This is a genomic window from Elusimicrobiota bacterium (genome assembly GCA_016722575.1).
Taxonomy (GTDB): Bacteria; Elusimicrobiota; Elusimicrobia; order FEN-1173; family FEN-1173; genus JADKIY01.
Genome location: JADKIY010000001.1, coordinates 523,895 through 536,084 on the forward strand (window position 1 = coordinate 523,895; position 12,190 = coordinate 536,084).

General features: G+C 66.8%; 12 protein-coding genes and 1 tRNA gene. All 13 read left to right on the top strand.

The window, feature by feature from the left end; all coding sequences use genetic code 11:
- Nucleotides 1-56 precede the first annotated feature (56 nt).
- The 13 genes from IPP68_02435 (at nucleotide 57) to IPP68_02495 (ending at nucleotide 12,175) form a co-directional block, all read left to right on the top strand.
- On the top strand, nucleotides 57-2,657 hold the full coding sequence (locus IPP68_02435; GenBank protein MBL0349219.1) for a cation-translocating P-type ATPase: 2,601 nt from the start codon (nucleotides 57-59) through the stop codon (nucleotides 2,655-2,657).
- On the top strand, nucleotides 2,654-3,007 hold the full coding sequence (locus IPP68_02440) for a cyclic nucleotide-binding domain-containing protein (protein MBL0349220.1): 354 nt from the start codon (nucleotides 2,654-2,656) through the stop codon (nucleotides 3,005-3,007). Before IPP68_02435 ends, IPP68_02440 begins: the two co-directional genes overlap by 4 nt.
- Nucleotides 2,997-5,363, top strand: a complete 2,367-nt coding sequence (gene ppsA, locus IPP68_02445) for a phosphoenolpyruvate synthase (GenBank protein MBL0349221.1) — start codon at nucleotides 2,997-2,999, stop codon at nucleotides 5,361-5,363. The genes IPP68_02440 and ppsA overlap by 11 nt, the downstream gene beginning before the upstream one ends.
- The gene (locus IPP68_02450; protein ID MBL0349222.1) at nucleotides 5,360-6,304 is read left to right on the top strand and encodes a universal stress protein; all 945 of its coding nucleotides are present in this window, start codon (nucleotides 5,360-5,362) and stop codon (nucleotides 6,302-6,304) included. Before ppsA ends, IPP68_02450 begins: the two co-directional genes overlap by 4 nt.
- Before the next feature lie 62 nt (nucleotides 6,305-6,366).
- Complete coding sequence (locus IPP68_02455; protein MBL0349223.1) at nucleotides 6,367-6,525, top strand: YHS domain-containing protein; 159 nt, start codon at nucleotides 6,367-6,369, stop codon at nucleotides 6,523-6,525.
- Nucleotides 6,522-7,199: a dienelactone hydrolase family protein gene (locus IPP68_02460; GenBank protein ID MBL0349224.1), complete on the top strand. Its 678-nt coding sequence runs from the start codon at nucleotides 6,522-6,524 to the stop codon at nucleotides 7,197-7,199. The genes IPP68_02455 and IPP68_02460 overlap by 4 nt, the downstream gene beginning before the upstream one ends.
- Before the next feature lie 321 nt (nucleotides 7,200-7,520).
- Nucleotides 7,521-7,593: transfer RNA gene (locus IPP68_02465), tRNA-Thr, on the top strand.
- 40 nt (nucleotides 7,594-7,633) lie between these two features.
- Complete coding sequence (locus IPP68_02470) at nucleotides 7,634-9,250, top strand: HEAT repeat domain-containing protein (protein MBL0349225.1); 1,617 nt, start codon at nucleotides 7,634-7,636, stop codon at nucleotides 9,248-9,250.
- Nucleotides 9,247-9,867 (top strand): MotA/TolQ/ExbB proton channel family protein, encoded by a 621-nt coding sequence (locus tag IPP68_02475; GenBank protein ID MBL0349226.1) that lies wholly within the window; start codon nucleotides 9,247-9,249, stop codon nucleotides 9,865-9,867. Before IPP68_02470 ends, IPP68_02475 begins: the two co-directional genes overlap by 4 nt.
- Before the next feature lie 3 nt (nucleotides 9,868-9,870).
- Entirely contained in the window at nucleotides 9,871-10,281 is a 411-nt protein-coding gene (locus tag IPP68_02480) for a biopolymer transporter ExbD (GenBank protein ID MBL0349227.1), read from the top strand.
- A gap of 10 nt (nucleotides 10,282-10,291) precedes the next feature.
- Nucleotides 10,292-11,038: an energy transducer TonB gene (locus tag IPP68_02485; protein MBL0349228.1), complete on the top strand. Its 747-nt coding sequence runs from the start codon at nucleotides 10,292-10,294 to the stop codon at nucleotides 11,036-11,038.
- Nucleotides 11,039-11,072: 34 nt separating this feature from the next.
- Nucleotides 11,073-11,366, top strand: a complete 294-nt coding sequence (locus IPP68_02490; protein MBL0349229.1) for a hypothetical protein — start codon at nucleotides 11,073-11,075, stop codon at nucleotides 11,364-11,366.
- Nucleotides 11,366-12,175, top strand: coding sequence for a ParA family protein (locus IPP68_02495; GenBank protein ID MBL0349230.1), 810 nt, complete (start codon nucleotides 11,366-11,368; stop codon nucleotides 12,173-12,175). The genes IPP68_02490 and IPP68_02495 overlap by 1 nt, the downstream gene beginning before the upstream one ends.
- Nucleotides 12,176-12,190 lie beyond the last annotated feature (15 nt).

A 12,190-nucleotide genomic window follows, 5' to 3' on the forward strand; every position in this document is an offset into this window, starting at 1 on the left:
CTCCCAAAGCCGTAAAGGGAGGGGCCGTGAGCGTTCCAAATACCGTGTCCGCCGCAATTTCCCCGCCCGCCGTCGAAGACTGGCACGCGCGGTCCGTTGAAAAAACCCTTGCCGATTTGGGCCTGGGACGGACCGGGCTGACCGAAGCCGAAGCCGCCCACCGTTTGGCGGCGGGAGGCCCCAACCGGCTTCCCCCGCCCGCCCGACGATCTCCCGCCCGCGTTTTCGCCGCTCAATTCCAAGATTTCATGATCCTCGTCCTCCTCGTCGCGGCGACCGTGGCGGGCCTCCTGGGCGACGGGGCGGACGCCGCCGCCATCCTCTCGATCGTTTTCCTTAACGCGGCGGTGGGATTCGTTCAGGAATACCGGGCCGAGCGGGCTCTCGAGGCCCTTCGAAGCATCGACGCTCCCTTGGCCCTCGTGGAACGGGACGGCCATCGGCGGTCCATCAACGCCGAGGGGGTGGTGCGCGGCGACCGGGTAGCGTTGGAAGCCGGGGCCCGGGTTCCGGCCGATCTGCGATTGCTCGAGGCGGCCGCCCTTCGAATCGACGAGTCCGCTCTCACCGGGGAGTCCGTGCCCGTCGAGAAAACGACCGCCCCCCTGCCGGCCGACCGGGGGCCCTCCGACCGGACCAACATGGCCTATCGCGGAACGCTGGTCGTCCACGGGCGGGGCGTTGGCGCGGTGACGGCCACGGGCTCGGCCACCGCCCTGGGTCGGATCGCGTCCCTTTTGTCCACCACCCAAGGCGTGTCCACGCCGCTTCAAAAGCGTTTGGCGGTCTTTGGCCGGCGCTTGGCCGCGGGAGCGCTGGCGGTGTGCGCGGGGGTCTTTGCGGCGGGGATTTTTCGAGGGGAGCCGCCCCTCTTGATGTTTTTAACGGCGGTGAGCCTGGCGGTCGCGGCCATTCCCGAAGCCCTGCCCGCGGTGGTCACCTTGGCGTTGGCCGTCGGAGCTCAGAAAATGGTCCGGGCCAAAGCCCTCGTCCGTCGTCTCCCGGCCATCGAAACGCTGGGGTCCGTCACCGTGATCGCCACGGACAAAACCGGGACTCTCACTCAAAACAAAATGCGGGCGGAGGCGTACTATTGGGACGGCGCCCCCCGAACGGAATTGAGCCTGGAGGGCGCCGGGGGGCAATTGGCCCGGGCCATGGCGCTCTGCAACGACGCGCGTCCGGAGCGCGGCGGGCGCCCCGTGGGCGACCCGACGGAAGTGGCTCTCCTGGACGCGGCCGTGACGGCCGGGGTGGACCCCGCGCGGGAAGCGGCCCGCGCCGGCGAACGGCCCTTTGACGCCGCGCGCAAGCGGATGACGACTTTTCACTCCGACGGGAACGGCGGAACCGTCGGCTACACCAAAGGCGCCCCCGAGAGTGTTTTGGAGCGCTGCGGTCGCCTTTGGGGCGACACGGGCCCGGTCCCCTTCCCCCGGGAATCCCTGGCGCGGGCCGCCGAAGCCATGGCTCAGGGCGGTCAGCGCGTCATGGCCTTTGCCCGGCGCGACTGGTCCCGGTCGCCAACGGACCCCGCCGAGACCGTCGAACGGGATTTGCTGTTCTTGGGATTCGTCGGTTTGGTGGACCCGCCCCGTCCCAGCGCCGCCCACGCGGTGGCCGCGGCCGCCGCCGCGGGCGTGCGGACCGTCATGATCACCGGCGACCACCCGTTGACCGCCGGCGCCATCGCGCGACGGCTGGGGTTCCCGGAAGGCGACGCGGTGACGGGCGCCCAGCTGGCCGCTTGGACGCCGGCCGAACGGGCGGCCCGGTTTTCCCGGACGAGCGTGTTCGCCCGGGTTTCGCCCGAACAGAAATTGGACATCGTGACCGCCCTCCAGGCGGCCGGCCAGGTGGTCGCGGTCACGGGCGACGGCGTGAACGACGCCCCCGCCCTTCAACGGGCCGACATCGGCATCGCCATGGGCCGGTCGGGGACCGACGCCGCCAAGGAAGCCGCCGCCCTGCTTTTGCTGGACGACGATTTCTCCACCATCGTCCGCGCCATTCGCGAAGGGCGCCGGATATTCGACAACATCCGTCTCTTCGTCAAGTACGTGGTCACCACCAACGGCGCCGAAATACTGACGCTCCTTCTGGCGCCGTTCCTGGGGTTGCCGCTCCCCTTGTGGCCCATCCAACTCCTCTGGCTCAACCTTCTCACCGATGGACTGCCCGGGTTGGCGTTGGTGACGGAATCGGCGGACGCGGACGTCATGACCCGCCCGCCGCGCCCCCCCGCGGAGCCGCTCGTGACACGCGGATTGGCCGTCCATATTTCATGGGTCAGCGTCTTAATGGCGGGCATGACCCTGGCCGCCGAGGCTTACTTTATCCATTCCGGGACGCCGGAATGGCGGACCGCCGTTTTTTGCGTGATGTGTTTCTCCCAAATGGGCCACGTGCTGGCCCTCCGGTCCGAGCGGGAATCGTTTTTCAGCCGACGGGGGTTGGCCAACCGGCTTCTCCTGGCGGCCGTGGGGCTGACGGTGGGGATGCAAATCCTCGCGGTGTATTGGGGGCCTTTGCAGCGGGTTCTTAAAACGACGCCCCTGAGCCCCGGCGTTTTGAGCGTCGCTCTGGCGGCCTCCGCCGTCGTGTTTTTCGCGGTCGAATTGGAAAAAAGGGTCCGTGCGTGGAAGGCGCAAAAATGAAACGGTCGATTCCGGCCCGGCCCGTTTCCGAACCCGAAGCCCGGTATTGGGCGGATCGGGGCACGATCTACGATCCGCGGGAAGGCCAGGTGTTGTCCTACGCGGGCCACCGGCCCCCGGGGGTGTTCGTTCTGTTGGCGGGGCGGCTTCGGTTGGTGCGGGAGGGCGGTGGACGACGACGGCGCGCGGGGGATATTGTCGCCCCGGCCGTCGTGGGCGAGGGAGTGTTGTCGGCGGAATCGACGTGCCCCTTGACCGTGGAAGCCGGAAGCGGCGTTCGCGTGGCGTTTGTGCCCGCGGCCCGGTGGCGCGACGCGCGCGCCGAAGGAGGGTATTCCCGTGGCGTATAAATTCATTTTGTCCTTTGACGAGGTGGGAAGGGCCGACGTGGCCCGGGTCGGCGGGAAGAACGCGTCCTTGGGAGAGCTCCGTCGTTCCCTCGGGTCGGCGGGGGTTCGGGTGCCGCCGGGGTTCGCGGTGACGGCCGACGGCCACCGGGCCTTCCTCCGGTTCAACCGGCTGGAGGACCCCGTGTCGGCGCTCTTCCTCGGCTTGGAAAAAGGACGCTTGTCCCTGGCGGAGGCGGCGCGGCGCCTGCGCGCCCTGGTCCTGGCCGCCCGTTGGCCGGAGGCCTTGGCCGCGGAAATCCGGGAAGCCTACGCGGGCCTGGGCAACGCCGTGGACGTGGCGGTGCGGTCCAGCGCCACGGCGGAGGATTTGCCCGAGGCCAGTTTCGCGGGCCAGCACGAAAGTTTTCTGAACGTGCGGAGCGCCGCCGGCGTCCTGGACGCGGGTCGGCGCTGTTACGCCAGCCTTTACACGGACCGCGCCATCGCCTACCGCCGGGAAAAAGGCTTCGACCACGAAAAGGTGGCCCTTTCCCTGGGCGTTCAGCGCATGGTCCGGGCCGATCGCGCCGGGGCCGGGGTGCTTTTTTCCCTCCACACGGAAACCGGATTCCCCCGCTTTGCCGTCGTGAACGCCGTTTGGGGGCTGGGGGAAAACATCGTTCAAGGCGTTGTCACTCCCGACGAATATCTGGTGTTCAAGCCCTTCCTGGGCGACCCCGCCTTGACCCCCATCGTGAGCCGCCGCCTCGGGAAGAAAACAAAAAAAATGATTTACGCGCCCGGCGGGCGCACGGTCAACGTTCCGACGACCGTTCGGGAGCGGGAGCGGTACGTGCTGACGGACGCGGAGGTTCTGGACTTGGCCCGGTGGGCGGTGGCCGTGGAAAAACATTACGGCCAACCCATGGACATGGAATGGGCCAAGGACGGCCGGACGGGCGAGCTTTTCATGGTGCAGGCCCGGCCCGAAACCGTCCAGTCCCGCCGGGGGGCCGGGGTTCTGAAAACTTACCGCCTGACGGAAAAAGGAACCGTCCTCCTCCGGGGGACGGCGGTGGGGGAAGGCATCGTCGCGGGGCCCGTCCAGGTCATACGGCGCCCCCAGGACCGGGACCGTTTCCGCGCCGGGTCCATTTTGGTGACCGGCGCCACCGATCCCGATTGGGTGCCGGTCATGAAGCGCGCCGCCGGCATCGTGACCGACTTGGGCGGACGCACCTCCCACGCCGCCATCGTGAGCCGGGAACTGGGCCTGCCGGCGGTGGTGGGCACGGGCCGGGCGACGGCGGCCCTCAAAGACGGCCGCCGGGTGACGCTCTCCTGCGCCGAAGGGGAAACCGGGGTTGTTTACGCCGGGGAAGTGGCCCACGAGACAACCGAGACCCGGCTGGATCAATTGCCCTCCCCCCGGACGCGCCTCCTGGTCAACGTCGCGAGCCCGTCGGCCGCCCTCCAATGGTGGCGTCTTCCCGTGCACGGGGTGGGTTTGGCCCGCATGGAATTCATCATCAACGACGTCATCCGCGTCCACCCCATGGCGCTTCTCCACCCGGAGCGCGTGGCGTCGGACCGGGAACGCCGGACCATCGCCCGGTTGACGCGGGGATGGAAATCCCCCGCGGATTATTTCGTGGATCTTCTGGCGGAGGGCATCGGACAAATCGCGGCCGTGCACCACCCGAATCCCGTCATCGTCCGGCTGTCGGATTTCAAAACCAACGAGTACGCCCACCTGCTGGGCGGCGCCGCCTTCGAGCCCAAGGAGGAAAACCCCATGCTGGGGTTCCGCGGGGCGTCCCGGTATTATTCCGACGCCTACCGGGAAGGCTTCGCCCTGGAATGCCGCGCCCTCAAAAAAGCGCGGGAAATCCTGGGGTTGACCAACATCGTCGTCATGGTGCCTTTCTGCCGGACGCCCGAAGAAGCCGACCGGGTCTTGGCGGAAATGGCGAAGAACGGCCTGGCCCGGGGGCGGGGGGGCTTGAAGGTGTATGTCATGTGCGAGATTCCCTCCAACGTGATTTTGGCGGAAGAGTTCGCGGATCGGTTCGACGGTTTTTCCATCGGCTCCAACGACCTCACCCAGCTGACCCTGGGCGTCGACCGCGATTCGGGCGTTTTGGCCGCGCTCTTCGACGAGCGCAACGAGGCGGTCAAACGCCTGATCGCCGACGTCATCCGCCGGGCCCACGCCAAGGGGCGCAACGTGGGAATCTGCGGCCAAGCCCCCTCGGACCACCCGGACTTCGCGGCCTTTTTGGTACGATGCGGGATCGATTCCATTTCGCTCAATCCCGACAGCGTCGCCGCGGTGTTGCGCCGCGTGGCGGCCGAGGAAAAAGGAGAACGCCCATGAAAATCTTGGTTGGTTGCGACGGAACGCCCGCGGGCCGGGCGGCCCTGGAGGATTTGACCCGGGCGGGCCTGCCGCCCGATGCCGAGGCCGTGGTGATGACGGTGGCGGACGTGTGGCTCGCGCCGGGGGACCCGGACCCCCGGGTGGCCCGGGCCATTCCCGCCGTGGGACGCGCCCACAGCCGGGCCGAAGGGCTTTTGGCCGACGCCCGGGCGGAGGCCCGGCGGAGCGCCGATCGGCTTCGCCGACTTTTCCCCGGATGGACGGTGGGGGAGGACGCCGCCGCCGATTCCCCGGCGTGGGCTTTGCTCAAGAAAGCCCGGGCCTGGTCCCCGGATCTTTTGGTCGTGGGCGCCACGGGGAAAAAAGCCCTGGCCCGATTGACCTTGGGCAGCGTTTCCCAGAAAGTGCTCGCCGAAGCCCGGGGCTCCGTGCGCGTCGGCCGAGCGGGCCCGCCGGAGGACGGGGGCCTGCGGCTCCTGGTGGCGGTGGACGGTTCCCCCGATTCGGACCGGGCCGTGAACGCGGTGGCCCGCCGCCGTTGGCCCGCGGAAACCCGGGTCCGGGTCATGGCCGTGGTGGACGATCGGCTCCTGTCGGCCGCGGCCCTTCGCGTGGCGCCCCTGGCCCGCTGGATGAAACCGGGCGACACCGATCCGGCGGCCTGGGTGGGCCGCATGGTGGAGGAATCTTGCGCCCGCCTTCAAGGCCAGGGGTTGTTGGTGTCCGGCCGGGTGGAAAAGGGAAACCCCAAAACGGTCTTGGTGGAAAAGGCCGCCAAATGGCGGGCCCACGCCCTTTACCTGGGGGCCCGGGGGTTGACCCGCTGGGAACGGTTTATGCTGGGGAGCGTGTCCACCGCGGTGGCGGCCAGGGCGGCCTGCACCGTGGAGGTGGTTCGCGGTCCTCGACGGGAGACCTCCCTCACCGGCCCGGCGTAATACCTGACCGCCGTCATGGCGGATTCGACGGGGGAGAGCTAGAGTCCCAGGTGGAGGCGGCCATGGACATCTGTCCCGTGTGCGGTCAGTCGGTGGATCGGCTTGAAGCGTACCTCGCGGAGTTCGGCGGGGACGTACGGTTCTTTTGTTCCCGAGCCTGCCTGGAGTCCTTCGAGCGGGAACCCGCCCGTTATTTAACGGTTCCCGAGGCCGAACGATGACCGCCCTTCTCGCGGAACGCCCCGTCCGCACGGCCACGGCCGACGCCCTCCTGGAAGGCGATTTGTACCTTCCCGACGATCCCCGGGGGCTGATTGTCTTCGCTCATGGCTCGGGATCTTCCCGCCACAACGCCCGGGACCGCCGCGTGATCCAACGGTTGGCCGCCGAGGGATTCGGCACCCTGGTGTTTGACCTGCTCACCCGTTCCGAAGACGCCCAGGACCGTTGGACCTACCGTTTCCGTTTCGATACCCCCCTGTTGGCCCGGCGATTGACCTCGGCCTTGGACTGGGCGCGCCACTCGCCGGTTTCCCGCCATTTGAAAATCGGTCTCCTGGGGGCGGCGTCCGACGCCGGGGCGGCTCTCCGGGTCGCCTCCGAGCGGGCCCGGGACATTTCGGCCGTCGTTCTCTTGGGAGGCCGCCCGGAGGTTTCCCGGGAAATTCTCCGCCGGGTGTCGGCCCCCTCCTTGCTCCTGGTGGGGGAAAAAGACACCGGCGTCCTCCATCGGTGCCGCCATTGCTTGGATCAATTCCATGGCCCCCGGGAGCTGTGCGTGGTGCCGGGGGCGTCCCACCTGTTTTTGGAAGGCGAAACCCTGGAATCGGCGGCGAATTCGGCTTCCGAGTGGTTCGCCCGCCATTTGAACCCGCCGGCGCGGCACGCGGCGTAAGTCCTTTCCTCCCCCCAAAAATCCCTTCCGAGGTCCCTTCCGAAAAGGGCGGTTGAATCCGTCGAAAAGTGGTGTAATATTTGAGGGTCGTTATTTGCGAATTCCCGAACGGAAACCTTAAACCGTTGAGGAAAGAAAAACCCTTTGGTGCCGCCCTTGCCTGCACCGGAAGGGACGGTGGCATAAGTCGAAAATGCAAGGAGGCCGCCCTTTGCCAGAGGCAAAAGACGGCAGGCGGCGGCAGAGCCGCCGAAGAAATAGGATGCCGCCCTTTGCCAGGGGCAAAGGACGGCAGGCGGGGCCAGAGGCCCCGAATTCCCTGCCGACGTAGCTCAATTGGTAGAGCAACGGTTTTGTAAACCGTAGGTTGTCGGTTCGATCCCGACCGTCGGCTTATTTTTTGTTTGCGCGGGTTGGCCCGCGGAAGGAACATCGTGACCCATCGAAAAATTCTTTCTTTGTGTGTGGCCTTGTCCATCGCCGGGTGCGCGGGGGCGCCGGTGGTGCCGTTGACGCCGGAGGAAAAGGCGGCGGCCGTGGTCCAGAAAATCGCCCGGGCGGACGCGGCGGCTGCGCCCTTCTTGATCAAGCTGTTGGACGAGGAACGCCTGAAGACCCTGCAACTGCAGGACTTTCAGGAAACCTCCCTGCGGGACGTCGTGTCCCTCACCACCCCGGAAGGCTACCGTCTTAAATACCGTCTTTTGGAAATCGGCGTGCCCGTGGCCCAGGCTTTTTCCCTGTCCCGGGACGTGCAGGTCCAGGCGCGGCTCATGGAGGCGGCGCGGTGGGTCGGCGGCAGTCGATCCCGGGCGGAAGGCCTTCTCGTCCTGGCCGCCAAGAAAAATCCCGACCACTTCAAAGTGTTCCGGGAAGCCTTGTTGGACAAAAACCCCGCCCTGCAGTTCGCCGCCCTGGAGGCCATGGCCCAGTGGGACGTGCCGGGCGCGGTGCCCTTTTTGCTGAGCGTCGCCGAACGGGGCTGGTCGCCCTTGATTCGGGTGTACGCCGCCCAGGCCGCCTACCGTCGGGGAGCGCCCGAGGGCCGGCAAAAACTTTTGACCTTTCTGACGGACCCGGACTGGTTCGGCCGGGCCCTGGCGGCCCGTTATCTGGGCGACCTCGGCGAGGCGGCGGACGCGGATCGGTTGATCTCCCGACTGGGCCAGGAACACGGCAATCATTTCGTGGTGGCCGAGCTTTGCATTGCCGGGTTGAAGCTTTTGGGCAAGCGCTCCCCCGCGGCCCCTCGCCGGTCCCCCCCGCCGAGGCCCCGAACCCCGGCCCCGCGGCCCCCGGTCGTGGACGATTTGTTCGAATTGGAACCGCTGGTCGTCACCGCGCCCCGGGTCAAGATTTCCGGCGAGCAGTTCATCGACGCCCGGATCGACAACGAGCTCGTCAATTTGTTGGAAAAAATCGCCACCGAGCCGCCGCCCGAGCAAGTCATCGTGGATCCCGCTTTGGCCGACGTCAACCAACTGGTGACGCCCGCGGGGTTCGGGCTTAAAATCCGGTATTCGGACATCGCCTTCCTGATCACCGAAGGCCTCGCGGGGACGACCAACTTGACCTTGATCAACCGGTTGGAAGCCATCGCCCGGCAAAGCCCCAACACCCGGGCCCGGGCCTCGGCCCTGGTGGCCCTGGGGCACGACGCCACCCGCAACGACCTTCAAATATTTCAAGACGCCCTCAAGGAGACGAGCCTCATCGTCCGCTTCGGCGCCGTGGAGGCCCTGTCGTTCCAAACGAACCCCATGGCGCGGCCGATCCTGGCCGGAGCGGCCCAGACGGACGCCTCGGCCCCGGTCCGGTTGTTCGCGGCCCAGGCCCTTTCCCGGGCGGGGGACGCCCAGGGCACGGAAATTCTTCGACGGGCGCTCTCCGACCCCGATTGGGTGGTGCGGGCGCTTTCAACCTATCTGGTGGGATTGTTGGGCGACGACACGGACTTCGAGAGGATAATGATCAACATGAACCGAGAATCCAACGACCGCGTGACCGCGGAAAACTGTTTGGCGATTTTACGCCTGGCGAGGGCCTCGTGAACGCCGCTCTCCACGTCCTGGTGGGAACGGGCGGGTCCTGGGTCATCTACGGACTGCTTCTGGCCTCGGTCCTGACCGTGGCGGTCATCGTTGAGCGCGCCCAGGTGCTGGTCCGGGAGCGGAAGGAACTTTCGGCCTGGAAGGCCAAAATCAAAGGTCCACTGGCCGAAGGGGATTTGGCCCGGGTCACGGAGTTGACCGCCAAGGCGGCCGGGGTCGGCGCCGCCATCCTGCGCGGGGGCCTGGTCAAAGCCGGCACCACGCCCGCCGCCGTCGAAGAACGGTTGGCCGCCTCGCGCATCGAAGGCAAATACCAATTGGAGCGGCGCCTTTGGGTGCTGGGCACCCTGGGCAACAACGCCCCCTTCATCGGACTTTTCGGGACGGTGCTGGGCGTGATCAAAGCCTTCGGCGATCTGGCCGCGGCCACCACCGCCGGTCCCGAGGTCGTCATGGCCGGTCTTTCCGAGGCGCTGATCGCGACGGCGGTGGGCCTTCTGGTGGCCATTCCGGCGGTCATCGCCTACAACTATTTCATGAAACGGGCCGGGGAATACCTCGCCGAAACCGACGCCCTGTCCCGCCGTCTTTTGGCGGCGTTAAAAGACCACCGATAATTTATGGCGGCGGGGGGCGAGGAGCGGGAAGGGCTGATCACCGGCATCAACGTCACGCCGTTGGTGGACGTCGTCCTGGTCCTCCTCATTATTTTCATGGCCACCGCCCCGCTCATCTCCCGACGGGCCCTGGCCGTGGCGGTGCCCAAGGCCGCGACCGGTGAACGGTCCACCGCCGCCCTGCGAGTGACCCGCGCCGCCGACGGGCAGATCTTCCTCGAAAAAACCCCCCAAACCCTGGCCACCTTGACGCAGGAATTGCAAACGCGGCTTAAACTCGAGCCGGACCTCCACGTTTCCGTGGCGGCCGAGGAGCGCCTGCCCTACGGCGACGTGGTGGAACTGTTGGATACAATCCGCTCCGCCGGTGTCAAAAAGGTGGCGCTGGACGTTCGCCCCGCGCCCAAGAAATAGGGGAGGGTCGATGGATCTTCGGACCTGGACGCCTTTCCAAAAAGGGTTGGCCGCTTCCCTGGCCCTGCACGGGGGGGTGTTTTTATTTTTGAACCACCGGGCCGGGGACGGCGACGGCGCGCCCCTCTGGGCCACGGCCGACGCCATCGAAGTCGACCTCACCCGCCCCTTCCGCTTGACGGCCGACCCCCGCCTGGCCCGCCTGTCCGCCAACCCCGGAACCGGCGCTCCCGTTGTCGACAAACCCACCCCCGGACCGAGCCTGCCCGGGGGCGGCGTGGCGGCCAAGGGCGTCGAATGGACCGCCCCCGGCCCCAAAACCACCGCTTTAACGACGCCGGAAATCGAGGGAAATCTTTTGTCCACTTCCACGGGTCCCTCCACGGGCACCGGGTTGGTGGAGGGGCCTTCCCAAGGACTGGGAGGGCTGGGCACGGGCGGCGAGGGGGAAGTGGACTGGGTCTATTTGACCGAACTTCCAAAACTTCTTAACCGGGAAGAAATGGCTCGGAACATCCGTCGCTTCTACCCCGAGGAGGAACGTCGGGCCGGCCACGAAGGCCAGGTGGTGGCGCGGCTTCACTTGAACCGCGACGGCCGGGTGAGCTCCCTGGACGTGGAGCGGTCGGCCGGGACGGCGTTTGACGCGGCCGCCCAGAAAGTCCTGGCCCTGGCCCAATTTTCCCCGGCCAAGGCGGGGGACCGGGCGGTGGCGGTCAAAATCCGGCAGGCGGTGGCTTTTCGCCTGGAGGACTGATCGATTTCCGTCGGACTTTGGTATAATTCCGCCCATGCCGGCCTTCGACGTCACCTGCCCCTGTTGCCGCGCGACCTTGACCGTGAGCGGCGACGCCCAGACCGTCCTCAAATTCAAAGAGGCCCCGAAACCCAAGGCGGTGTCGGACTTGACCGAAGCGGCCCGGGCCCTTCAAAAAGATCCGGAGCGCCGGGAAGAACTGTTCAAGCAATCGCTGGAAACCGAAAAAACCAAAGGCGACAAATTGAAAAAATCCTTCAACGATCTCTTTAAGCGCGCGGCCGAGGAGCCCCTGGAACGGCCGACCCGCGACATGGACCTCGACTGATGGCCCGCGTCATCGCCGTCGCCAACCAGAAGGGCGGGGTGGGGAAAACCACCACCGCCGTGAACTTGGCCGCCTCCCTGGCGCACCTGGGCCAGGAAACTCTTTTGATCGACATGGATCCCCAGGCCAACCTCACCTCGGGCCTCGGCATCGCCCAGGACGGGTTGGAAAAACACGTTTACCACGTGCTCCTGGACAACGCGGGCTTGGAGGAAGTGCTCCGGGAAAGCGGGTGGGAATGGCTGGACGTGATCCCTTCGCACATGGACCTCTACGGCGCCGAAGTCGAGCTGGTCAACGCCGAAAGCCGGGAAACGCGGCTGTCGGCCGCCCTGTCGCGTTTTCAGCGGGCCTACAAATACGTGATCATCGATTGCCCCCCGGCCTTGAACCTTCTGACCTTGAACGCCCTGACGGCCGCCGATTCGGTCCTCATCCCCATGCCCTGCGAGTATTACGCCCTGGAAGGCCTGTCCATGCTGGTCAAGACCATCGAAAAAATCCGGGCGGGCTTGAACCCCCGGTTGGAGCTGGAAGGCGTGCTGGTGACCATGTTCGACGGGCGGGCCAACCTGGCCCAGCAGGTCCTCTCCGAAATCAAAAAGTTTTTCGGCAGCAAAGTGTATCAGACGGTGATTCCCCGCAACGTTCGTCTGGCCGAGGCCCCGAGCCACGGCCAGCCGGCGATCGTGTACGACCGGCAATCCACCGGCGCGTCGGCCTATTTGACCTTCGCCCGGGAATTCCTGGAGCGGCGCGGCACGCCCGTTCCCGTGCCCGCGGCGGCGGAACCCGTGAAGGCTTCGTAAGCTGGGTCAAGGGAG

Excerpts from the sequence above, each read along its gene's own strand:
- IPP68_02490 (MBL0349229.1), top strand. The coding sequence starts at position 11,073 with ATGCCGGCCTTCGACGTCACCTGCCCCTGTTGCCGCGCGACCTTGACC.
- IPP68_02450 (MBL0349222.1), top strand. The coding sequence starts at position 5,360 with ATGAAAATCTTGGTTGGTTGCGACGGAACGCCCGCGGGCCGGGCGGCC.
- IPP68_02440 (MBL0349220.1), top strand. The coding sequence starts at position 2,654 with ATGAAACGGTCGATTCCGGCCCGGCCCGTTTCCGAACCCGAAGCCCGG.
- IPP68_02460 (MBL0349224.1), top strand. The coding sequence starts at position 6,522 with ATGACCGCCCTTCTCGCGGAACGCCCCGTCCGCACGGCCACGGCCGAC.
- IPP68_02480 (MBL0349227.1), top strand. The coding sequence starts at position 9,871 with ATGGCGGCGGGGGGCGAGGAGCGGGAAGGGCTGATCACCGGCATCAAC.
- IPP68_02495 (MBL0349230.1), top strand. The coding sequence starts at position 11,366 with ATGGCCCGCGTCATCGCCGTCGCCAACCAGAAGGGCGGGGTGGGGAAA.
- IPP68_02485 (MBL0349228.1), top strand. The coding sequence starts at position 10,292 with ATGGATCTTCGGACCTGGACGCCTTTCCAAAAAGGGTTGGCCGCTTCC.
- IPP68_02455 (MBL0349223.1), top strand. The coding sequence starts at position 6,367 with ATGGACATCTGTCCCGTGTGCGGTCAGTCGGTGGATCGGCTTGAAGCG.